Origin of the sequence: Veillonella parvula (assembly GCF_036456085.1) — a bacterium.
GTDB lineage: Bacteria > Bacillota > Negativicutes > Veillonellales > Veillonellaceae > Veillonella > Veillonella parvula_E.
This window is the reverse complement of record NZ_CP138632.1, coordinates 1,925,490-1,949,754: the sequence shown is the minus strand read 5'-3', so window position 1 is coordinate 1,949,754 and position 24,265 is coordinate 1,925,490. Positions and strand designations below refer to the sequence as shown.

The window sequence follows — 24,265 nt, the reverse complement described above, 5'->3', positions numbered from 1 at the left end:
TCCTGTTATTCGATATTACTAATATTAGGGTCGATACCATCAACCTCTAAATCAAGTAATCCGATTAAAGCGTCAAAATCACAGATTACTAGATGGTGTTTGTCATAGGCTACATAGCCTAACTTACGCAACTCACTTAACATGCGATTTAAACTTTCTCTTGATGTGGCAGCAAACTCAGCCAACTCTTGATTTGTTAGGGCAATATCAATAAAGATACCATCCTCGCGCTTTACACCATAACTATTGGCTAAGCGCAACAAGGTAGAATAGAATGCTCCCTTCTTGCCGTAAAGTAGCAAGTCTCGGTATTTTGCCTGTTGACGACGCATATGTAAAGTGTAGATTTTCATCATCGCAATGGCCAATGAATGGTCTTTTGCAATAGCCCCTTCCAACACATCATAGCGTATACAATAAACAGAGCAATCCTCCCGAGCAATGGCGTTGAACACATATGATCTAGTGTTCTCCTCATACAACGGAACCTCACCAATTACATTATTCGGTCCTACTAAACGCAACGCAAAAATGTGTCCGCTAGCTTCGAACTTTTTAATGCTCATTCTACCTTTTACTACTACGTAAAAGTATTCTGCCTTGTCCCCCTCACGGAAGAGAAAATCACCTTTTTTAAGATGTAGTTCCTCACCCGGCAAAGCAAGCAATTGGTTAATTAAATTTTGATCCATACCATTATCACTCCACAGTACTTTTATAACAAAATCCATTAGTTATACTAATCTATTTATAGTAAAAGCACCTATACTATATACTTTTTCGTATATATAAGATTATTATAACTTATTAATTTCAGAATATGTGTGTTTTACATCACATTCACAAAAAAAATTACACTATATAATATATCTGTGATGTAAGACATTGAAAAATATTAATGCTACAATAATTATAACGCAATTTGTAAGCAAATCGAATACTTTCTATAGGATTTTTTTAGATTTTATTATTTATATATACTTTATATATAATTTTAATATATTTTTCTTGTCTTATCTGCGTGTATAGTTGTTACAGTAAGGAGAAGTTCAAAATGAACGAACTAAAAATGCCTCAAGTAGGTGCAAGCCGTAGCGAAATCGTGGCTAATTGGCAACCGGAAAATCCAGAATTTTGGGAAAAGTTTGGTAAAAAAATTGCTAAACAAAACCTGGTTATATCCACAATTGCATTAACCCTTTCATTCTGTGTATGGTATTTATGGGCAACCATTGCAGCACAACTAAATGGCGCTGGCTTTAACTTTACAACAGATCAATTATTTACATTAGCCGCATTACCAGGTCTTGTAGGTGCTACATTACGTTTCGTATATACCTACATGCCGGCCTTAATCGGTGGTAAGAACTGGACATTTATTTCCACACTTATTTTATTAGTTCCTGTTGTATGGCTTGGCTTTGCCGTTCAAGATACAACAACTTCTTATACGACATTCATGATTTTGACTGTCCTTATCGGTTTAGCGGGCGGCAACTTCTCGTCCTCCATGGCGTACATTGGCAACTTCTTCCCTAAATCCGAAAAAGGTACTGCTCTTGGTATCAACGGCGGCGTTGGTAACCTTGGTGTTTCTGTAATCTACTTCTTGGCTCCATTTGCTATGGGTTCTACTGCACTAGGTAGTGTATTTGGTGTAACACCAGCTATCATCAAAGGTAACGCAGTATACCTTGCCAATGCAGCTTTCATGTGGATCGTACCACTCGTTGTTATCCTTGCACTTATGACACGTTTCATGGATAACTTACCACTAGAAAAACCAAATCCTAAAAATCTTGTACAAATCTTTGGGAACAAACACACTTGGGCGTTTACATTACTTTATACATGTTCCTTCGGTGCTTTCTCTGGTTATGCAGCAGCACTTGGTCTATTAGTAGGTAAAGAATTCCCAGAAGTACCATTTGCTTCTATCGCATTCGTAGGTCCACTTGTAGCAGGTGCACTTCGCCCTGTAGGTGGTTGGTTAGCAGACAAAATTAACAGCGGTACAAAAGTTACCTTTGTAAGCCTTCTCGGTCTATGTGCAACAACAGCGCTAATTGCGGTTGGCGTAGATATGCACAACTTCCCATTCTTCTTTGCTATGTCCGTGTTGACATTCGTATGCTGTGGCTTCGCAACTGGTGCTACATTCCGTATGATTCCTCACGTATTTGGCAATCCATTGCTTTCCTCTTTAATTACAGGTTTCGTTGCTGCCGTAGCTGCATACGGTGCCTTCATTACTCCTAAAATCTTCGGCTTTGTATATTCCATGTTCGGCAATATTCACCCAGCCTTTGCTGTATTACTTGCGTTCAACCTTGTAACTGTATCTGTGTGCTACTGGTTCTATGTGCGTAAAGGTGCAAATATGAACGTATAATTTTCTGGAAACAGAAAATTTACGTTCACTCGACGGTACTACAAAATATAATTCACTTTCATAAACTAAGTGATAAAAGAAACCCCGCATCTTTCCTCCATACTTATCAGGTCTGCGGCCTAGGGCCTTGACCTCGTAAGTCGGATTGATGCGGGGTTCTCTTTTATAAAAATATAGCCATGAATAAGATAATCGAATATAGTGAATTATATTTTACACAGTACAGTACGTATACAAAATTTTCTGTTCAAAATTATAGCCTTCATTTTGAGGGAAAAAAATGGACTGCTAAGCAGTCCATTCATTCTAATTTGACGATATATATCTTTATCTCTATAATATAAATAGATAGTCAGACGAGTAGGAACGTCAGGCGCATCTCAAAAACTAATTATCTAGGAAATGGCCTTTCTGTTTATCTAATTACACTTGGTAACGGAGGGCTATTTGCTTTTTGTGAGGCAAATAAGCGCTATAAGTGCTCCAAAGGAAACGACTAATGTCAATATTCCAATGATAACTGTAATAAGTTCAAAGTCACTCATAAGCTCACCCCCTTCTATAACGAAGAGAGACCCAACCTCGCCGACTACCTTAAGAACATTATAAATCGAACGAATATACGATACAATAAGCAGTTATTTATCGATATATATGAATTAAATAATAACAAAAAGGGACTGCCAAGCAGTCCCTTTTTATTATCCAAAAATTTCTTCTAGTAGTGCATCGTCGATGATGGTACCAACGTAGAAGTCGCTGAAGATGCCGTATTTTGCACTGGCTACTTCGAAGCGCATATCGTATACGATTTTTTTGAATTGGATGTCGTCATTACTAAAGATGGTAATGCCCCATTCCCAGTCGTCTAGGCCACAGCCACCAGTAGTGAATTCAGATAATACATCCAAGTATGTTTTACCAAGTTCACCGTGAGCTTTCATCAAAGCACCGCGCTCTTGCGGTGGTAACATGAACCAATTGTCATCACCTTCGCGTTTTTTACTCATATTATAAAAACAGATATATTTATCGCGAGGTACATGAGGATATAATTTTTGATTAACCTCCTCTGTATCTAACTTGGCCTTAACATAGGTGCTTACTTCTGTTACAGAAGTATAAGAATAAGTTTGCACCAACACACTTGCAATAGCTAAACGACGGAATTTACGTTCTACTTGAGCCAAGTATTCAAGGGATGGACCGAGAATCCATAAGATTAAATCCCCTTTTGCTCCATTACAATCATAGAATGCATAGCTACCTTCTTTAGCTTGATGTTTAGCTTCAAGGTCGGCTAAGAATGCTTTTAATTCATTGCGCGCTGCTGCTTTTTCATCCTCTGTGAAACAGTTCCATGCGCTGAAATCCATGGCGAATACCATGTGTTGGCTATGCCAACCTTCTACTGTAGGGATTGCTTTTCCCATTATGATCACTCCTATCTATGGTGATTATATCAAAATAATAATGTATATCTATAATTACGGAAATCAAAAGACTCCACTTACTATTATAGCATATAGAGTCTTTTCAATTTAGTTTCTATTGAGATTTTTTATTAGTACATTCTTTAGTTAAGACTAAACTTCTACTTTTATGCTGAGGATAATCCTATAGCTCTTAATACTATACTAACTCTTTTAAGCAAGTCACTATTTTACTTGTCATTCACAAGTTTTTCTACCAGTTCTTTTGCTTGTTTTACACCATCAGGGATTCCAATGCCATCAAAGGGCGTACCGATGAGATGTAAATTTGGATAATGCTCCGCCACATGTTCACGAACAGATTTAATGCCTGCACGATGGCCTACATTATATTGAGGCATACAGTGAATGAGGCGATTGATGCGCACCCACTCTGGTTTGACAGAGAAACCCATGATATGTTGAATTTCTTTAACTGCCAATTCTGAAAGTTCCTCTTCGCTGAGTCGTTCTACTACATCATTACCAGGCTTACCAATAAAGACTCGCAACACCACCTTGTCATCTGGCGTTGTTTGAGGCCATTTTTGATTAAGAATAGTACACGCTGTAAGAGGCGTATCTGTATTTCTAGTAATAAGCAAACCCGATTCCTTGAGAGCACCATCAAAGGTGCTTTTATCAAAAGACATAATAGCAATGGCGCAACTAGATTGCTCCATGGAACGCAAGAAGTCAAAACCCTGATCATCCTTAAACCATTGTGTATACGTTGCCGGCGGCGTACTAATAATCACATGATCTGCCATAGATTGACAACCACAAGAATTGTTATACTGATTGACCACATCGATTGCGTACACACCTTCAACATATCGAATATCAGAAACTAGTGTACCTGTATGCAAATGTACATTACTAGGCATAGCCTCAACGATAGCGGTAATCACGCTTTCAAGGCCGCCTGTCAATTGACGAAACATGCCGGATTGAGCAGCAGTACCCTTTCGACTTTCCATATCCGCTTGTGTCTTAGCAGACTGATGATTAGAACTAGTCTTTGTCATTTGACTAGAATTGTTTACACTATTACCAGCAGAAGTATCTTGACTAGTCTTAGCTTCGTGACTTTCAAATTGACGGTCCGTCATAGTGCCTTTACCAGCTCGAGGAACATCACCTTCAGTAACAGCCCCTTTGGCGGCCTTAGAGACACCTGCTTTGGAGTGACTCATCTTAGCAGCCATCATACCTTTTACCATGTTCCCATACTTTTGTTCTACTTGAATAAAATGAGGGAATGTCGACAATAGGCTAATTTTATAAATATCGCCACCATAGATACCCGCTAATAGGGGCTCGATGAGTTTATCCATCATTTCTTGTCCTAAGTGGTATTTGAAAAAATGACCAATGGATACATCCCCATTTTTATCGAGTTGGTATGGTTTCTTAAAATAATCTAGGCCAGCACGCAATTTACCAGGCCATGAAATGAGTGTTGCTTTCACAAAGGGCATCATTTCCGTAGGAATGCCCATGATGGAGCCGCCCGGAATTGGGTGGATAGAGCCTTTATCATATACAAAGGCTTGACCTGTTTCATTAGACACAAGGGTATCACCTAGTCCAAGATCATGCACGAGATCTGTCATTTCTGTTTTACGCCCCAAATAGGAGTCAGGACCGAGTTCCACTACGAAGTCATCCACACGTTGCGTTTGTATTTTCCCACCAAATCGTGGTGCTTGTTCGAAAAGAGTAATGGTCCATTCCGGCTTTGCATGGCCTAAATAATAAGCCGCTGTTAGCCCTGTTAAGCCACCGCCCACAATTGTTACATTCACGAATGAATCCTTTCTATTATTGCACTCGCCATTGCTTGTAAAAATGTTTCATTACAATTTGGCATGGGTGCACGCATATATGTTGCGCCCTTTGCTTCAACGAGTTCTTTACACTCCACATCATTATCGTACAGTACCTCAACGTGATTGCTTACAAATCCAAATGGTACAAAAGCAATGCGAGTAGCACCAGTTTGTAAAGCTTCATTGATTGCATCCTCTACGGTAGGTTCCAACCATTGGCCATGAGGAGCCGCACTTTGCCATGCCACAGTCCAGTTCGGTAATTTACAATATTCAGCAATCTCTTTAGCGCTTTCCTCTAAAGCCAACGCATACGAATCGCCATCATGATTATTGATAAGAGGTATACTGTGCGCACTAAAAACAACAAATACATCTTTACCGTTCGCATCTACAACTGCGCACTCTGAGTTTGTACTATCTACATACACTGATGTAACACTATCTACACATTCTGATTTATCATTATTCACACACTCTGAAACTGTTTTTACCCAGTATTCCTTAAAAGTTGGTTGATCCCACCAGGAACGGATAAAGTCGAATGTCACATTATCATGGTTTGAAATAGCTGATTGCACTTGTTTTTCATAAGCCCCGGTACCGAGAGCGGTGAAGAATGGAGCCGTTACAATAGCGATAATATGCTCCACTCCTTGCTGGACTAAGGAGTCAACTGCATCTGCAATGGACGGTTTCATGTGTAAAAAACCAATAGCGGAAGGCATAGTCGGCAACAGAGTAAGCAAGGTTCTATATTGGCACTCTGCCATAGTTTGAAGTTCAACATTTTCCCATTGACCGATTGTATCATAACGCTTAGTAAGATTAGCAATCTCTTCTTTCGTTGGTACACGGCCACGACGAATGCTCGTCATATAGGGTACTAAATCATCCTTACTTAAAGGGCTACCATAAGACAGGAATAATAATCCTTTTTTTTCTACTTTCACTAATTTACCTCTCTTGAGCCCAAATTTCACGACTACGTTCATGCACATAGTCCGTTAGCCAATGAAGTTTTTGAGGATCTGCCTCTGGGAATACGCCATGACCTAAATTGAAGATATGGCGCCCGTAGCGAACTCCTTCGAGCAAGATACGATCTACTTCGCGAGCCAATGTTTTTTCGTCCCCGAACAGATACGCTGGATCTAAGTTACCTTGCACGGTTTGCGTTACACCCCGTTCATTCGCCATAACAATGGAACTACGCCAATCAAGGGCAATTACGTCTAATGGCAAATGAGACCAAATAGACACCAAATGGTCAGTGCCAACGCCATTCATCGCTATAGGTAAATGAGGATATTTAGCTTTTACAGCCTTAATGATTCGCTCCATATGAGGGTAAATCCCTTGTTTATACTGATCTGCATTAACAGCCCCTACCCAAGAGTCGAAGATTTGAAGTGCATTGGCACCCGCTTCAGCTTGCATGGATAAGTACGCAATGGACATATCCGCCAATTTAGTCATCAATGCATTCCACACACGAGGAGCACCGATGAGCATGCCACGAGTCTTATTGTAGTTCTTCGTTGGTCCCCCTTCGATAAGGTAGGATGCAATCGTAAACGGCGCACCACAAAAACCAATGAGTGGCACGTCGAGCATGACAGATGTTAAGAGTGTAATCGTTTTACCGATATACTCTACCTTGGTAGGATCAAAGGAATCTAGAGCCTCTACATCAGCCATAGAACGGATAGGCGTGCTAAACACAGGACCCACACCGGCCTTCAGCTCAACATTTACATTCATAGCCACCATTGGGCTCATGATATCTTTGTAAAGGATAGCCGCATCAACGCCGTATTCCTTAACAGGTAATTCCGTAACACGAGCACATAACTCGGGCTCTTTTGTAATTTCAAATAATGAATATTTCTCTTTGATTTTGCGATATTCCGCTTGGCTACGACCAGCTTGACGCATATACCACACAGGCGTTACACCAGGGTTCTTCCCTTGGATCATGTCCAAATAAGCTGTGTTCAAGTACTCAACCCCTTTCGTTCTAAATGTATACTAACACACTATGGTAACTAAAACAGTTACTTTGGTTACAATCACACACAACAATGCCATTAATATTCCCTGTGAAAGCTTGTAGCGACCACAGGGATTATTTCATTACCTCGTTGATATCTATTTAATCTAATTAGTCTTTAATTCAACTAGTCTTTAATTCCAGTCCGAAATTAATTTAGCTACGACTTAGTCTATGGCAATCGATGCCCATAATAGATTGAGCCATATCATATACGGAGCGTTGACAGGTAAAGAGCCAAATCTGTTGATTCTTTCCAAGCTCAGCCAACAGTTCCAAGGCACTACGTTGACGATTTTCGTCAAAACGCACCAAAATATCGTCCAAGATAATCGGCAAGGATTCTACTTGATAAGAGAATACCTTGGCTAGGGCAAGACGCAATGCCAAGTATACTTGGTCAGCTAGACCACTAGACCAGAATTTAAGTTCTAGTCGTTCCCCATTGTTGTTGATAAGTGCTACCCCTTTATTGATACCTAGAATATCAAGCGTATACCTCTCATCAGTTAGTCTTTCAACATAAGAGGATGCAAGTTCTAACATATGAGGTTGTTTTTCTTGTTCATATGATTGTTGAGCCTTATCCATACAATGGCTTATCAATACTTGCGTAGCCCAATCTTCGAGAGCAGACTCTAATTCACTTTGTAAAGCCTCTCGTTCTTGCAACATTTGGTGTTGTTCCTGGTCAGAACCAAGTGTACGCATGGCTTCAACGATTTGGCCGCGACGCTCGTACAAGGTAGCCAATTTATCTTCGATAGAGGCTATTTCACGCTCAGAATGAGCCAATTCATCCAACCAGTTATCCTTGTTGCCTTCACGCAAACGACGGTAGAACAAGTCTTTATTCTCCGCATCAGGAGCAAGCAAATCAAGCTGCACTTGACTTTGCTTGTAGATGGTTTGCCACTGTTTATATTGGTCCTCATCGATAAGATGTTGACGATACTCGTTGGAACTTTCCATACCCGCTTTATGGAGCAGTTCTTGTTGACGAAGGAGTAGCTCTTTTTCCTTACGATGCCAATTATCGTATTCATTGCGGAAGCTTTTACGTTGTGCTTCCTTTTGTTCCCATACAATCTTATTTTGTTGGAAGTTCTTATATTGGTTATAAATGCGTTTTAGCTCTGTTGGAGATACTGGCGCCTCTATCCCAAGGTTATACCACAAAGCCATCGCTTGGTCTTCAATAATACGTAGACCTTCTTTATGCTCCGCCAAACGCTTTTCATAGCCTTCTATGGTACGTAGTTGCTCATGATATTGATCATATTCATGTTTGAGGCCAAAGAAATCATCTTCATCGAGACTCTTAGCCGCCCCTCGGGGTAACCAGTTTTGCCATGCTGCGAGAGCTTCATCGTAAATGCCTTGTAATGTATGACCTTCTTGAATCCAACGTTCAAGATGTGCCACCCCTTCTAAGGATGGTACAGGACTCGCTGTAGGCGTAGCAGCCTTGATCAAAGCCTCTAGCTGATGCTCTACATCGGATTTACGGGAGGATAAAATTTGTAACTCATAGTTTAATTTAGACACTTCAGAGTTACCATTATGAAGCCTCCAGGTAGCATACCAGAATAGCCCCATAGATAGAATCAAGAAAATAAAACCACCTATAGTATATAATGCAGATTCAAGAACCAACAGGCCTGCTAATACTACCAATACAGCAATAACAGCACCTATACCACTAATGCGTTGTAGCCATTTTGGCAGAATTGTAGGCTGTGCATCTGAACCAGAACTATTCCGTCTAGCCTCTACTCGATCTATATCCATTAAGATACGATCTAATTCACGTTCTAAATATTCTTTTTTAGCTAATTCTTCTTCACTAAAGTTAGGTAAGGATGCCCCTTCAAGGTTCGCCGTCGGCACCTCATCGGTAGCCTCTGCAGGTTTGCGGTCTTGCCAATGTAAAAGTTGTTCTTTTGCGGTGCGCAAACGACTTGCCAAACGTTCTCCATCAAACCAATTGATGTCTTCTGCCATTGGCTCATCATGACGCCACGCAGAATGTAGGGTGCGTGAAAACTCCAATTGTTCTCTAACCTTACGGATGTACGCATCGCCTTCTTCGCATTCACGGCGTAATTGCTCCCATTTAGCACCTTGTTGAATAAGATCTTCAATATCTTGGCCATAAGTTCCAAATGGGCTATCAGGACTAAAGTTAGCCGGCATCAATGCCGCTTCCTTTTCCTGCCATAATTGCATATTGTCACGAGCCCGTTTAATTTCTTCATCAAGGCGAAGAAACTCATCACGACTCAAGGCGAGTTCACTATTGTACTGCTGCATGTGCATACGCGCCTCTTCACTGCGACGATACGTATCCCACGCACGCAATACTACATCGATACCATCCCGATATTCCTTCCATTCTTTCAACTGATTTTGCAATTCCATTTCGGTTTGCTCCGTACTGTGAAAGACGGTTTGTAATTCCACATATTGCGCTTCATGCTCCGCCAACTGACTCAGCTTTTGGCGGTTTTCTTTAAGCTCATCCATCAATACATTGATGCGACGTTTACCATTCGAGGATGCTACAAGTAGGTCTGTAGCCCCTTTTTCAACATCCTTAACAGCGCCACCTAAGTGTTCTCCCCCTTCAGCGCCAAAGAATCGGGAACGAACCTCTACCTCTTGTAATACATCAAGGCCTTGTAGGTCGTCTAATGTTAACGCAAATATGCGGTTATATGTTTTTTTATCGATGCCATGCCACCAATGTTGAGCCGGCTCTTCATGGATGGCAGGATTACCAGGACTGTAAAAGTCTAACTGCTTACCCTTACGACCGATATAGTAGCTTTCACCATTACGGTCCACATCAAGGGCCCCCGTCATAGGACCATAAGCCTTATGAGTACCACCAAACAACAAGGTGCGCATCCCTTCGAGCAAGGATGTCTTACCACTTTCATTAGGGCCATACATGAGTTGAACCCCATTGTCACCCGTAGTGAAAGACCAGTCGCGATACGGGCCAAATTCATCAAATCGTATGCGTTTAATGTTCATCATTAGCCCCCATCAATACAGTAACACCTTCAATTTCACAACGTTTCAAAGCTCGTGCCAATAATTCATCACTTAATAAATCGGCATATGCGCCTAAGCGTTTAAATTCAGGACGATCCGCCATAATTTGGCGCGCAGTCTGTATCGCATCCCCATCTACCATATCATCATAAGCACGCAAATAATCACCTACTACATCTGTTAATAGACGTCGCTCAACTAGATTAATACTAGGTCTTGTATTAGAAATGATACGGTAAGGCATAACAAATATAGATTTACTTTTCTCTTCATTTTGAGACTCTTGCAACCATAGTTTTCGAATTCCCTCTTGCGTACATAGGCGATGTAGAGGTCCTGTACCGGACAAAACGATGGATAGCAAGATGTTTTTCTTATGCTGCTTTCGCAAGTTTTCTTTTTTACGGCGCAAAATCTCTAAAAAATCCGTTTCATTTTGCATGCCAGCAATATCGATTTTGATTTCCTCAAATCGGACAGCGCAGGTGTCGATAAATCGCAAATCACAATGACCATTATGTGATACAGATACAAGATAACACCCCTTAGGGCCATGTTCTTTACGATGCAATCCTTGCGAATTACCAGCATAAACTACGAGAGGCTCCTCGCTAAGAACTTGAGATTTATGAATATGGCCCAATGCCCAATAATCCATAGCGGCCTCTGTTAAATCAGTTAAGTTACAAGGTCCTGTTATATTATGATTTTCAGAGCCTACACTAGAGCCTACAGTACCATGCATAACAGCAAGGGAAAATTCATCCCGTTCAAAAGCTCTGTATTGACGAGCATAGTTGTCACTTTCATTACCATGACCACAACTAATACCATATACGCCACCAATTTCTATATTGTTAACGATGAGCGGGAAACGCTGTACCTGTTCGCTAGAAAATACATGTACATTATCTGGCATCTGTAATTGTGCTTTCCAGCTTTCAGCAGGATCATGGTTACCTTGTACCATATAGACATCAATACGATGCTCCGCCAAGCGATACATGGCGCGCACAAAACGGACTTGAGCCTCTAAATTATGGTCTTCGCTATTATAAATATCACCAGCTATTACAACAGCATGAACATGTTCTGTAATAGCAGTATCAATAATTTTATCTAAGGCTACATAGGTTGCTTCACTTACAACGCGATCAACAGCGCTGCTAATACCTGTAGCATATTGAAAGGGTGCCCCTAAATGCAGATCACCACAGTGTATAAATCGAAACGGCTGCATCTATATCCACTCCTCCATTAATATTCTTATTATAGTTATATATAGTAATTACAATAGTTTATTATACTACAAAACCTTAAAGATAAGTTAAAAATAACTATCATTTACCATCAAAACAATATAGTTAAACTAAACTTCTCTTAACTATTAATAAATATAAATTATAAGATAAGCACATATTCTTTCATCATAAGATATAAATTATAATATATTTTTTGTTAACCATTTCATGCATTAAGTTGACAATTTATGCGCGAACGTTTACAATCAAATTGTCAATATATTATGTTTTTATTAAGTTAACAATTTCCTGGAGGCTATTATGGCTTTGCCTATAGATCAACAACCATCCCAAGTGGGTACATACGAAAAAATACTTACCATTGCAAACCGCATCATGAACGGCGGCGAAATTACAAAAGAAGAAGCAATCGAGCTAATTCATACTTCAGATGATGATACTATGATTCTACTCGCTATGGCTGATAAAATTCGCCAACATTTCAATGATAATTCTGTGGATGTATGCGCCATTGTTAATGCTCGATCCGGCAAATGTCCTGAAAACTGTAAATTCTGTGCTCAATCCGCACACCACAACACAGGCGTTCAGGAGTATCCTTTCATGGATGAAGAAAGCATTCTCCAAGCAGCACGTAAAGCTAAAGAGGCTGGTGCCATTCGTTTTTCCATCGTAACAAGTGGTCGTAATACTAATAACCCTGATGAATTTGATCAAATCATCCACGTATTAGGCCGTATCAAAAACGAAATTGGCCTTGAAATCTGCTGTTCTCTTGGGTTGTTAACTTACGAACAAGCACTCAAATTAAAAGAAGTTGGTGTTACTCGATACCACTCCAATATCGAAACGGCACCTAGTCACTTCCCAGATATTTGTACTACACATTCCTACGAAGATAAAATGTTTACCATAGATAATGCACAAAAAGCAGGCATCCGTGTTTGCTCTGGTGGCATTCTTGGCCTTAACGAAACATTAGAACAACGCGTAGAAATGGCGTTCGAACTTAAACGTTTACATATTGACTCCGTGCCATTAAACATTTTGAATCCTGTTAAAGGGACTCCATTTGAAAGCAACGAAGCTTTACGTCCATTGGATATCTTACGTACCTTCGCCGTATTCCGTTTCATCTTGCCAAATGCATTGATTCGTACTGCAGGCGGTCGCGAAGTAAATCTACGGGACTTACAAGCTTATGCTCTAAAAGGTGGCCTAAACGGTATCATGGTTGGTGGCTACTTAACTACTGGCGGTCGTTCACCTCAAGACGATCTCCAAATGATTCAAGACTTGGAGTTGACTCGCAATACAGCTCAAGTTTAAAAACCTCATATATACCATTCTCCATATCTAGAGGATGTAGTATATAAATTATTCCCTAATGCTTTATAAATATTTTACACATAAAAAGAACCATCTAGCTTGCTGTACTAGATGGTTCTTTTATTTCCATAATAAAATGTAAATGGCTTGACCATTTGTGTTACCCGCAATGGGCTCAGGATTCTCATTAAATTCTACATTCTCATACGGCGTCCCGTCTGACATGTACGCATCTACCTTCAATGTTTCCATGGTTCGATTATATCTACTGATATAAACTTTATATCGCAATTCGTCGCCACCCAGTTCATTAACTCGCAGCCACAAAAGTGCATCGTAATCACTCTTCTGTACACTGTCATTGTCAATAAATAATTGGTTTCCTGATGCATCTGGTCCAACATAGTACCAGTCCGTTGCGTTAGTAGTCCCCCCTATACTGAGTAGCCACAAAAGTGTTAATATGGTGAATATTTTACTCATATGACTGCCCCTCTCATGCTATTGAGCTGTATATTTTATAAAAGCTTAATGTGGATAAACCTTTATAAAATATACAACTTCTCCTTTATATAATACCAAAATTGTCCCATATTTATCAACAATAATTAAAATTAATTACCATGTTTTTTACAAATATAAGAAACTTAAAGAAATTTATTAAATTTCTTCATTTTCAACTCATTTACCCTTCCTATAATGATAATGTCAAATGATAGATAGAGGTAACAATTCCCTGGTTGCCATACGTGTATTTATCTCCCGACAAGTAATACTAACCCCAAACCTACTACTTGTTTAAATACATGTTTCATTTGATATTAATACTAACACTCCCCTTACATGAAAAAAGGACTCTATACAGAGTCCTTTTTTCGTTGCTTCATAAACTTATACATATTGTTAAGTCTACATACATATTACCATAATAGTTAATAGTAAAGGGTTTGTAAGGACTCACGAATTAACAAGTAATACTATATTCTTTTAAAAAGAAAAACGCTCAAAAGCTTAAGGAAATACGATAACCATTACGCTTTTGAGCGTTTTTTATTATAAACTACAATTTACTAATTTCTATCTTACTATTTTACTTCAGCCCAACCTAACGCAGCGCGTTTTTCATCGATATCTGCCAAGATTTTCTCAGCTACTTTAGCAGGATCCGTATTTACATACATAACAGAGCCTAAGATATCTTTAGTATCTTCTTTGAGCCATTTTGTAACGGCATCAGAGCCTTGTGTAGGTGGCTCAACACAGTGGTAAGAGTTAATCCCCATCAAACGGAAGCCAAGGGATGCATCGATGCCTTTTTCGTTTGACCATTCTGGGCTAGACATAGCAAATGGCAATTGAGGTAAGTTAAGACCAAGTTCTGCCGCAATACCACCGAAGATGCCGGAAGAACGCGCATTATCTACACATTCACCCACATGCCATACTGGTGGTTGATCATCGCCCAAGAACTCTTGCAATGCAGGGCTACATTTCTTGTTAGCATCTGTATTACAATAGCCAAGTTTCATCAATGGGAAGGATGCACAACCGTTTGTAAGGATAATGCAGCCATTTTTAATAAGTGTATCAACAATATCTACTGTTGCTTTTTCATAGATAACGCGAGGGTTGGAACAACCTACTACGTTAACGATACCGCGAACTTTACCAGATTTTAAAGCCTCTACCAATGGTTTGAAGGAACCATAATGTTTAACCGTGGATTCTGGAGAGAAGCCAACTTCTGCTGTGATTTCGTATGGTGGAATGAATACAGGCATACCTTTGCGCAATTCATGAGCTTCAAGAGCGCGATCCAAGATTTTGCGAGCCAATTCTTTTGTTTCAGCCAAGTTAGTGTGATGATGGTCGTAGCCAATGTGTTCTGCACCTGGTAAACGAGCTGCATCAGATGTAGTGATAACTTTTGTGTTGAAACAACGTGCTACGTCCATAATAGCAGGGTATACGTCTTGAACGTCAGCTACCCAGCAATCAAGAGCGCCTGTACCAAGTACAAGCTCAGCACCGATAGCGTTACACAATGGAATAACATTTTCATAACGGTACATACTGGACAAACCAGAGCAGCAGATACCGTAGAATTGGATACCTTTAGCACCGATAGCTTTTGCTTTTTCTAAGTACTCTTCAGAGGCACCGATTTTACAAATTTGGGATACCAATGTTGGCAAGTGACCATGAACGGCGATGTTAACATAACCTTTTTTTAAGGCACCAATGTTAACTTTGGAAGTACGACGACCACCTTGACCGAACAATGCATCTGTAGCAATGTCTGCCGCTACTACGCCAGTGAATGTGAAAGCAAGACCACAACGCAAGAATTGTTTCATGTTGCTTTCCCAATCGCCATCTGTACCTACGCATGTACGATGATATGCATCGAAGGCTTCATTGTATGCAGAAATAGGCAAGATATCCAAGTTTTTCCATACTTCGCGACGTTCTGCAGGAGCCATTGCAGTAATTGTTTTATATTCGCCAGGTAATGCACGGCTCAAATCTTCTAATAGAACATCTGCCAAGTCATTTGCCACTTCTTTTAAGGAACGGCCTTCTTCAGGGATGTTGAAAGCTTTACATACAGTACGGATTTTTTCTTCCCCTAAAATTGGAATATCCAATTGGTCATTAGCAGCCGCTTTCAAAGAAATCAAGATTTCACGAGCATGTGCACCATGTTGAGTCAAACCACCTGCAGCAGCACGTGTCATATTACGAGCTACGATAAGATCAGCATCGGCACCACAGACACCACGAGGGCTCTTAGGTGTAATTTTACATGGACCCATGAAGCAGATACGGCAACATACACCGGCAATACCGAATGTACATTGTGGTTGTTGTTTATCAAAACGGTCAAATACTGTATCACAACCGATTTGCTCCATGCGAAGAATCATTTCACGTACCGCAGGATCTGGTGTTTGTTCAATAACATCTTGTTTTGTAGGCCATGTTTTACGATACTCAGCAACGGCTTTCATATAGTCATTTACGCCATGTTCATGAGGTACCCCTGGTTCATGAGTGTGTGGCACCCATTTATCCGTCGGAAGAGCCTTTGCATGACTATGGTCGTGACCATGGTCATGATCGTGGTCATGTTGATGGTCGTGGTCGTGACCATGATGATCATGACCGCCACAGTGGCAATGATGTTCATGATTATGATTGTGACCATGTTCATGTTGTTCACCATGATTATGGTCATGGGTATTTTTGTTTTCCACATCTTTACTCATTTGAAACCTCCTAGGGACCTACATAGGCCAACCAATAATAACAAAAACATATTCTACTTTTAATTATATTTAAATCCACTACAATGATGGGCTTTAAATCCTATCTCCTAAATATGTTTTAAACTACTATAAGTATATTTTCTGAAAGGACATTTGTCAATTAAAATTTGAGAAATTTTTGACGCATCTATATCTAAGAATATTATAATTACGATATTTATTAAATTCGATTCTTTCAGTTTCTTTTCATAAATAAAAAAAGACTAATTCCTAAACTTTACAGGAATTAGTCTCTATAATTTATTGATTGATTTACGTATTAATTTATGTATTAATTATTAATTCATTAATATGCTCTACCCCCTCAGGATATGCCACCTAAATATCTTTATATCTATACATTACAAAAATTGCTGCATAATATGTGCTACTTCAGATAAATGGAAACGTTTTGCCCTATCAGACCTCGCCACAAAAACTAATTGACGGAAACAAAGTTTCGATGCAAGAGGATAGAATTTAACCTTATCGTCATCCCCCTTGCTATTAAGAGTATTCGGTAAGAATGTAATACCATAATCATCTTCTACCAAGGACCGGCATGAATCTAAAGTTTCAGCGCCAATTACGGCTTTTGGCACAAAGGATTCCGCTTGGCATAGACGGTTAACCAACGTCCGCAATTTTAGACCTTCTCTTAGCAAAATAAACGGAAATGCTCCAAAGGGTGCAATTTTTCGAATTCCATCACTGGTCATGAGAGAATCTGCAATATCTATGGCCTTCTTGTTTTCCACACTAATGGCCAATAAAATCTGCTCATCTAAAACGGGATAACTTTCAAGGTCCTGAGAATAAATCGGCGTTGGAAATAATCCTACATCTACTAAGCCATCACAAATTTGCTGTTCCAAAAAGTGAGATTCTCCCTCTACAACATGGAACTCCCAAGTAGGTTCAATCTGTTGAAAGCTTTTCAATGTTTTCCCAAGCATATGATGTCCATAGAATTGAGACAAGCCGATACGCACATGATAGGCTACATCTGTTCCTTGATTAATGATAGATTGCGTTAAAGCCTCCACCTTTAAAACTAACGGCATGCCCTCTTTTGCAACTTGTAACGCCGCAGCAGTTGGCACGACTTTTGTGCGATCACGAACAAACAACGTAACTCCTAGCTCTGCTTCAATACGACGAATCCCCTGACTCAACGCCGGCTGAGAAATATATAATTTTTTAGATGCCTTTGAAAATGATGCCATCTCAACGATGGTACTAATATATTTAATGTCTTTTATGTCCATATACAAGTCCTTATAACTATGTCCGTATACAAGTCTTATAATAAAACATTATTTCTATTATAGCTACTCATTACTAAAATATATGTTACATATACATGAGGAAAAATAAAAATACCAAGAAATTTAGTGTCTTACAAAGCTAAATTTCTTGGTATGTCTTATAAGGTAAACGAACTACATATAGGATGCGATAGAGCCGCATTCTATTACAGCCCTTTTTAATTTTTAGATCACATTAAGGATTTAAGTACATCCAATACTTCTTGAGGTAATTCGTTTTTATGACCTTTAAGTTTTTCCACATAGTCATAACGGAATTCGAAAGCTTGGTGTAATTGGTGATGGTATTCACGTACTTCGAATGGAGGTTCAAAACCTGGTACCTCTACATAGGAAAGATTTTCGTATTCACAGAATGGTTTGAATTCCAATGTACCTTCCACCAAACGCTCCAACAAATCAAGAGTAACTTCTTTAGGAATTTTATTTTCCAAGAAGAAGCCTGTGTTCATGATGTAGCATTCAACGCCACATTTGGAGAATAATTTTTTGTAGCTTTCATAATCACGAACCAATGGATATGTACGGAATGGGTTTGCATATGGCTCGATAACGAGTGCATTTGGATCGACATGAGCATCCAGTTTTTCCGCTGTAGAACGACGAGTTGCCAGCGTTGCACCCATAGTAGATGCCAATACTGGATCATCAATTTTAAGAATAGGTGGCAAAGTTTTATCTTTCATAAGCCATACTATGGCATTAACAGGTTCACCAACGTAGTTTACGCGATTATCTGTCCAGAATTGAGATTTGATAGCACGACCATTGCTATTACGCACATCTTCGGCCAATACAACCTTGCGACCATCTTCATCCATTGTTACGCCTACGTTTTGTAGTGTTAACAAGAATTCATTAGCAGGATGTTCCACAGGATAATCTTGCATTTTATCGAAGTATGTAGGTTCAAGAGCAATAGAACTCAAATCGTTTGTATTGATAACATACGCATCGTCATGCAAGATAGAAATATCATATCGACCATCATGTTTTTCATGAGTCAATGTGGATTTACCGGAACCGGACAAACCGAATACACCGATAGTATATGTTTTACCACCTTCAAGGTTGTAACGTTTCATACCGCCGTGGCATGCAACATAGTCGAAGCGGTTTGCCAAGGACCACGCAAGTGTAAGTGTACCTTTTTTATGCTCCCCGAAGTAGCGCATACCAAGAATCATGGCACAGTTATGAGCAGGGTCAAAAATAGCAAGACCACCTGGATGACCTGGCACAACATAGTCAGGATCAGAGTAAATATAGATGTCGCCTTCCGGAATGTCCACACTATCGTTGTAGAATTCTTTTACAGCCGCATCAAAGAACTTAAAGTTCATAAGCCAAGAATATAAAATAGACGCGTGATCTTTTGGAATCATCAAATGAGCACGAGCTGTGAATTTTTTATCAAGACCAACGATAGATTCCGCAGAAATCCACTCTTTATTGCGGCTATCATATACAGCATCACGTGCAATATTCGCGAGTTCAACTTCATCGATACCTTCGTCGCCAATAATGCGGCGAGCTTTAGCATAACGGCCAGTAGTTTTACCATCGTTTGTAACAAGAACCTTTGCATCAGCTGGCAAACCTTGCTCTAAAGGTTTAAATACTGGCATATCGAGGACGATAACACCTGGCTCTTCAGAGGCTAATTGATACGCTTGTGCCACAGATGTTACAGGAGTTACATTGTTCCCATAGAATGCAGTTTCAATTGTACTGCGCATCATAGAAAATAATGGGTTTGTTTTGATTTCACTTTGCTTCCAAACGCGTCTTGTCGACATAGTATCTAGATCCTCACCTTTAAATATATTAGTAATTTCTCTTGTAAAAGTAATGTTGTACATGAAAACACTGCTAAGGCAAATACTTTCATTATTTTCTATTTTACCCTTTTCGATCAAATTTGTATACATAAAACAAATGATTTATAGGAAATTAATGTATGTTTATTTTGAATTAGTGCAACACATTTGTAATGTAATAAATTAATACCTAGCGGCATAAAACTATTAGTATTCAATAGAGTATCTTAAAACTAGACATAGTTACAAAGTAACTAAACCTATTTACAAAACAACTAGTCAAATAACAAAGCAAAAAGAGACGAGCTATTGGGAACTCGTCTCTTTCACGTTTAAAATGTGCAATTATTTCTTGTCTTTATTGATAAATGCATCGATTTTACTAATTAGATCATCTACCTCAAAATCGCCGCGCTCTGCCATCATCTTAATTGTTGCCACCTTGGCCATTACTTTTACCATAGGTGTTTTTAATTTCTCAAATTTAGGATTCAAAGAAATCAAATGATCTACAATATCTGGACGATGTTTAATTAAATTAGACAATGTTGTTTTTGCATCGATGTGGAATCGACCATCTGCATCAATTGTTAATGGTTCTTCTTCTACCTCTTCTGCTGCCTCTTGAGCCAAGGATTTTTCTTTACCACCATCGCCTACAAAATCAGTTTTATCCCAAGTCAACAATGTACGAGAACCCTCAAGTTCACGGATATGAGTACAGTCTTGCATCATTTCCAATACGCCGCGGAATTTACCATTTTCATCGCGCACCGCTGTGTAGATAACATAGATGAACAAGCCTGGTTTATTGATCCAGAATTCCGCTTGGCTTTGTTCGCCAGAACGGAACTTCTCTACGATTTCCTCTACTATATGAACGGATTTTGCTGGGTGACAATTCTTCACCTCACGGCCGATAACGTTCGCACTGCGAGGGAAAATACGATGTGCCGTATCGCTGTAGAACTTAACTAGTTCATTTTCATCTACATAGGATAAATCTACCGGTAAATGACGGAACAACAAATTAATTTGCTCTAATGTCAATTTACCCGTTGCTACATCGAGGACTGCATCCTTACCAGCGGGCGCCGCACCAACAGGGCCTACATATTTAGATAGCAAGCCGGCTAAATCATTTAAGAATTCGTTAGATACAGCACCACCTTGAGCTGAATTATTACCATTCAATTGCGCCGCAGAATCATTGATACCTGGCACTACATATAAGCCTGGCGCATTGATGATAGCATAACCAATTTCATGGTCATTTTTACTCATCCGAACAAACTCTTCGTCACTCAACAATTTATAAGAAGTCGGCAGTAAAACTTCTAGTTCTTTAGAATTCAAATCCCGTAATTTCGCCAAAGTTTCTGGCACAGACGCTAGGAATTCTTCATACTTATCTTCCCGAAGCAATGCATAGGATGCAGAGATAGCATCGCGCACAGCATCATCAAAGGTCCACATAATGCGCGTTGGACGGTCAAAGCCGTGGTCCTCAAGCATTGGATACAGTTGATTTTGCTTACGAGATAGATGAGTTCTCCACTCTGCTAAGGAATCAAAAACGCCGAGCCATGGATTTTTGATAAACTTCTCTTGTTTTAACAATTCGTCTGCTTCAAGGGCTACCTTTTCAACAGCATTGATTTCTTCCAAGTACGCCCACAACGGATGGTTCTCAGGATACTCATTTTCAGCACGCACCAAAACGCCATCAAATAGATCTAAGAGATCATCCATTTTCTCTAGGATTTCTTCGTCCTTGTAAACACCTTTCAAGCTTTGCTCTGCATAGGCAAACTCATCAGGTGTACAAGTACCTAGTTTCTCTTTTAAAATGCGATTGCCCTCTTCTAAGGACAATTTACCATCTAAATAATCTTCTTTAATGGACACAATAATTCTGTAACGTTCATTGTTAATATCTAGCTTTTGTTTTAATGGATTCATATGCTTATACCTCCACGGGCTAATCTATAATTATATTTTTATTATACCATTTTGAAAGTAATTTTCAGTTGCTACAGATACAATTTTGATTTATTTTTAAAATTTACGAATCCAATGTTATGAAAGTGAATAACCTTACTTTATTTTTTAGAATATTTTGGCATACAAAAACTGCACTTCAAAAATTGTGTCCAATTTTTGGAGTGCAGTTCTGTATGAGTGCCTTTGATTAGTTTTTAAAATCAATATATTCAGTTTTAGAAGATGCTACAGGTTTACCATTGGAATCTGTAGCAGGGCTAAATCTCCATTTAGAAATAGTATCAACAATGGCGGCATCAAGCGTACTAGAGCCACTAGATGAGACAACTTCAACGTCCCCTACAGAACCATCTTCCTTGATGGTAAAACGTATATCCGCACCATGAGCTGCTTCACCATAGGCGGCGAGCAGTGCTCGGTCAATAGGTGGTGTAGCTATAGCTACTGGTGGATCGTATGGAGCTGCCAACACAGAAGCTACCATACTCATTACAAAAAATGAGCTTAAGATAATACAACGCAACACTTTATTCATCGTTTTCTCCTTATTTAGCTTTCACAGCTTGCTTAGGCAGAGTAATTGTCATCCCAATAATGGATTCGTGTGCCTTTTGATCTGTGCCAATAGCAGGGGTAAACTTCCACTGCAAAATTGCTTTTTTTACTGCTTCATCAACAGGAGCATATCCAGAAGAGCGCTCTACGAAAACATTTTTAACATTACCTTTTTTATCAATCAAGAAGCGTACGCGCATATCAGGCGCTACCGTAGCAGTTTGAGGAATCTCAGGCAACTCTGGTTTTACAATAGTAACCTCTCTTGGAGATTCTAAAAACTTTGCCGCATCAGCTGTATAATCACCTAACATGCCAAAAGATGCAACAAGTACTGCTGCAGCAGCGTATCGGAATAATTTATTCATAAGAAGCCTCCTTATTAACCTTTTATCTATGCATAATATCATACTAAATAAAGATGAATATTAAAAGAATAAATTCTTATTGATAAAATTTCTCATTTATGATATATTGAATTCAAGATAACTGTTCGAACTCACATATCTAGTTGATATGACAAAAAACTACACAAAGGAGGTTCATCATGAGACGTAGAAAGCGTATTCAAATGAAGGTCATGATGGTACTTGGTATCGTTGCCCTCATTGGGCCTAGCCATCTACAAGCACTTATTCCCTAGATTATTTTGACCTTAGCAGAAGACCGTATAACTGCCAATAGCCGCTACGTTAGTAGCGGCTATTTTTCCGTTTAGATTCAGAGAGATATTTTCCTTCTTCAAATTATTTCATTATTAGAACAAAATATTTCCCTCAAACAAAGTCATTAATGTTTTTAAATTTAGTATCTATTAAAAAGGAGGCTTATTATGAAATTTAATCGAATTTTATTAGTCGTCGTATCATTAGCACTTATAGTATTTGCCCTTGCAGGCTGCGGAAAAGACACAGCCCAAGATAGTCAGAAAAAACTTAATGTCGTAGCTACTACAACGATGTTAACGGATTTAGTAAAAGAAATCGGCGGTGATCATGTAACCGTACAAGGTCTCATGGGACCTGGTGTAGACCCTCATCTATATCAAGCTAGCGCAGGCGATGTAACCGCTATGTCTAAGGCAGATGTTGTAGTATACAACGGCATTCACTTGGAAGGTAAAATGGGTTCCATTTTCGATAATCTAACAAAGCAAAATAAAGCGACCATCCGCGTATCTGATGCCATTGATCCAGCTACATTGCTCGACTTTGACGAAGAAGATGGTGTAAAAACAAAAGACCCTCATATTTGGTTTGACGTTGCTAACTGGAAACTAGCAGCAAAAGCAGTATACGAAGGTCTTGCGAAAGCCGATCCGGCTCATAAAGAAGATTACAAAAAACGCTATGACGCATATCTTACTAAGTTAGATGAAACCGATGCGTACGTTAAAGCTCAAGCAGAATCTATTCCGAAAGAATCTCGCGTACTTGTAACAGCTCATGATGCATTCCAATACTTCGCTCGCGCGTACGGCTTTGAAGTAAAAGGTTTGCAAGGTGTAAGTACTGCTACAGAAGCAGGCACACAAGATGTGAATGAACTGGTTCAATATATCGTAGACCACAAAATTAAAGCGATTTTCGTAGAGTCTTCTGTACCACATAAAACAATTGAAGCCGTTCAAGAAGCAGCTAAGGCTAAAGGCTGGAATGTTGCCATCGGTGGCGAATTATATTCCGACTCTCTCGGCTCCGAAGGCACTGAAGGCGGTACATATATCGGTATGGTGAAAGCAAATATAGATACCATCGCTAAGGCATTAAAATAATATATACCATTTTTAAAACGAGGGTGACATAAAATTTATGTTCCCTATGTAAGTACATATGCTACTAGCAATTCAC

General features: G+C 39.3%; 17 protein-coding genes. 3 read left to right on the top strand and 14 right to left on the bottom strand.

What is annotated here, in order from left to right:
• Positions 1-5: 5 nt before the first annotated feature.
• A complete protein-coding gene (locus tag PK1910_RS09040; RefSeq protein ID WP_039965394.1) occupies positions 6-692 on the bottom strand; it encodes a Crp/Fnr family transcriptional regulator in 687 nt (228 codons plus the stop codon).
• 362 nt (positions 693-1,054) lie between these two features.
• Between PK1910_RS09040 and PK1910_RS09035 the strand changes: the two genes are divergently transcribed.
• Entirely contained in the window at positions 1,055-2,392 is a 1,338-nt protein-coding gene (locus PK1910_RS09035; RefSeq protein ID WP_331298798.1) for an MFS transporter, read from the top strand.
• Positions 2,393-3,093: 701 nt separating this feature from the next.
• Here PK1910_RS09035 and hemQ read toward each other — a convergent pair.
• From hemQ to PK1910_RS09005, 6 genes are all read right to left on the bottom strand, one after another.
• Positions 3,094-3,825, bottom strand: a complete 732-nt coding sequence (gene hemQ, locus PK1910_RS09030) for a hydrogen peroxide-dependent heme synthase (protein ID WP_077708019.1) — start codon at positions 3,823-3,825, stop codon at positions 3,094-3,096.
• 230 nt (positions 3,826-4,055) lie between these two features.
• Entirely contained in the window at positions 4,056-5,672 is a 1,617-nt protein-coding gene (gene hemG, locus PK1910_RS09025) for a protoporphyrinogen oxidase (protein WP_331298795.1), read from the bottom strand.
• Positions 5,669-6,649 carry a ferrochelatase gene (locus tag PK1910_RS09020; protein WP_331298793.1) on the bottom strand — a complete coding sequence of 327 codons (981 nt, stop codon included), beginning with the start codon at positions 6,647-6,649 and terminating at the stop codon, positions 5,669-5,671. Before PK1910_RS09020 ends, hemG begins: the two co-directional genes overlap by 4 nt.
• A gap of 4 nt (positions 6,650-6,653) precedes the next feature.
• Complete coding sequence (gene hemE, locus PK1910_RS09015) at positions 6,654-7,697, bottom strand: uroporphyrinogen decarboxylase (RefSeq protein ID WP_331298792.1); 1,044 nt, start codon at positions 7,695-7,697, stop codon at positions 6,654-6,656.
• Between the two features lie 208 nt (positions 7,698-7,905).
• On the bottom strand, positions 7,906-10,788 hold the full coding sequence (locus tag PK1910_RS09010; RefSeq protein WP_331298791.1) for an ATP-binding protein: 2,883 nt from the start codon (positions 10,786-10,788) through the stop codon (positions 7,906-7,908).
• Positions 10,778-12,049 carry a metallophosphoesterase family protein gene (locus PK1910_RS09005; RefSeq protein WP_287513012.1) on the bottom strand — a complete coding sequence of 424 codons (1,272 nt, stop codon included), beginning with the start codon at positions 12,047-12,049 and terminating at the stop codon, positions 10,778-10,780. Before PK1910_RS09005 ends, PK1910_RS09010 begins: the two co-directional genes overlap by 11 nt.
• Before the next feature lie 322 nt (positions 12,050-12,371).
• Between PK1910_RS09005 and bioB the strand changes: the two genes are divergently transcribed.
• Positions 12,372-13,400 carry a biotin synthase BioB gene (bioB, locus tag PK1910_RS09000; protein ID WP_004694042.1) on the top strand — a complete coding sequence of 343 codons (1,029 nt, stop codon included), beginning with the start codon at positions 12,372-12,374 and terminating at the stop codon, positions 13,398-13,400.
• A gap of 120 nt (positions 13,401-13,520) precedes the next feature.
• Here the strand turns inward: bioB and PK1910_RS08995 are convergent, their stop codons facing one another.
• From PK1910_RS08995 to PK1910_RS08965, 7 genes are all read right to left on the bottom strand, one after another.
• Positions 13,521-13,883, bottom strand: coding sequence for a hypothetical protein (locus tag PK1910_RS08995; RefSeq protein WP_008603073.1), 363 nt, complete (start codon positions 13,881-13,883; stop codon positions 13,521-13,523).
• 602 nt (positions 13,884-14,485) lie between these two features.
• Positions 14,486-16,669 carry an anaerobic carbon-monoxide dehydrogenase catalytic subunit gene (gene cooS / locus PK1910_RS08990; protein WP_331298787.1) on the bottom strand — a complete coding sequence of 728 codons (2,184 nt, stop codon included), beginning with the start codon at positions 16,667-16,669 and terminating at the stop codon, positions 14,486-14,488.
• A 401-nt stretch (positions 16,670-17,070) separates the two neighbouring features.
• Complete coding sequence (locus tag PK1910_RS08985) at positions 17,071-17,976, bottom strand: LysR family transcriptional regulator (protein ID WP_287513014.1); 906 nt, start codon at positions 17,974-17,976, stop codon at positions 17,071-17,073.
• Positions 17,977-18,206: 230 nt separating this feature from the next.
• Positions 18,207-19,835, bottom strand: coding sequence for a phosphoenolpyruvate carboxykinase (ATP) (locus tag PK1910_RS08980; RefSeq protein WP_331298784.1), 1,629 nt, complete (start codon positions 19,833-19,835; stop codon positions 18,207-18,209).
• Between the two features lie 366 nt (positions 19,836-20,201).
• Complete coding sequence (locus tag PK1910_RS08975; protein WP_331298783.1) at positions 20,202-21,818, bottom strand: PAS domain-containing protein; 1,617 nt, start codon at positions 21,816-21,818, stop codon at positions 20,202-20,204.
• Positions 21,819-22,047: 229 nt separating this feature from the next.
• Complete coding sequence (locus tag PK1910_RS08970) at positions 22,048-22,395, bottom strand: energy transducer TonB (RefSeq protein WP_287551444.1); 348 nt, start codon at positions 22,393-22,395, stop codon at positions 22,048-22,050.
• A gap of 10 nt (positions 22,396-22,405) precedes the next feature.
• Positions 22,406-22,783 carry an energy transducer TonB gene (locus tag PK1910_RS08965; RefSeq protein ID WP_120055772.1) on the bottom strand — a complete coding sequence of 126 codons (378 nt, stop codon included), beginning with the start codon at positions 22,781-22,783 and terminating at the stop codon, positions 22,406-22,408.
• Between the two features lie 464 nt (positions 22,784-23,247).
• Between PK1910_RS08965 and PK1910_RS08960 the strand changes: the two genes are divergently transcribed.
• Positions 23,248-24,189: a metal ABC transporter solute-binding protein, Zn/Mn family gene (locus PK1910_RS08960; RefSeq protein WP_195213508.1), complete on the top strand. Its 942-nt coding sequence runs from the start codon at positions 23,248-23,250 to the stop codon at positions 24,187-24,189.
• Positions 24,190-24,265 lie beyond the last annotated feature (76 nt).

Bases quoted from the DNA above. Each gene is read 5' to 3' on its own strand.
- PK1910_RS08960 (WP_195213508.1), top strand. From the start codon at position 23,248: ATGAAATTTAATCGAATTTTATTAGTCGTCGTATCATTAGCACTTATA.
- bioB (WP_004694042.1), top strand. From the start codon at position 12,372: ATGGCTTTGCCTATAGATCAACAACCATCCCAAGTGGGTACATACGAA.
- PK1910_RS08980 (WP_331298784.1), bottom strand. From the start codon at position 19,835: ATGTCGACAAGACGCGTTTGGAAGCAAAGTGAAATCAAAACAAACCCA.
- PK1910_RS08985 (WP_287513014.1), bottom strand. From the start codon at position 17,976: ATGGACATAAAAGACATTAAATATATTAGTACCATCGTTGAGATGGCA.
- PK1910_RS09005 (WP_287513012.1), bottom strand. From the start codon at position 12,049: ATGCAGCCGTTTCGATTTATACACTGTGGTGATCTGCATTTAGGGGCA.
- PK1910_RS08995 (WP_008603073.1), bottom strand. From the start codon at position 13,883: ATGAGTAAAATATTCACCATATTAACACTTTTGTGGCTACTCAGTATA.
- cooS (WP_331298787.1), bottom strand. From the start codon at position 16,669: ATGAGTAAAGATGTGGAAAACAAAAATACCCATGACCATAATCATGGT.
- PK1910_RS08965 (WP_120055772.1), bottom strand. From the start codon at position 22,783: ATGAATAAATTATTCCGATACGCTGCTGCAGCAGTACTTGTTGCATCT.
- PK1910_RS09010 (WP_331298791.1), bottom strand. From the start codon at position 10,788: ATGAACATTAAACGCATACGATTTGATGAATTTGGCCCGTATCGCGAC.
- PK1910_RS08975 (WP_331298783.1), bottom strand. From the start codon at position 21,818: ATGAATCCATTAAAACAAAAGCTAGATATTAACAATGAACGTTACAGA.
- hemQ (WP_077708019.1), bottom strand. From the start codon at position 3,825: ATGGGAAAAGCAATCCCTACAGTAGAAGGTTGGCATAGCCAACACATG.
- PK1910_RS09035 (WP_331298798.1), top strand. From the start codon at position 1,055: ATGAACGAACTAAAAATGCCTCAAGTAGGTGCAAGCCGTAGCGAAATC.
- PK1910_RS09040 (WP_039965394.1), bottom strand. From the start codon at position 692: ATGGATCAAAATTTAATTAACCAATTGCTTGCTTTGCCGGGTGAGGAA.
- PK1910_RS08970 (WP_287551444.1), bottom strand. From the start codon at position 22,395: ATGAATAAAGTGTTGCGTTGTATTATCTTAAGCTCATTTTTTGTAATG.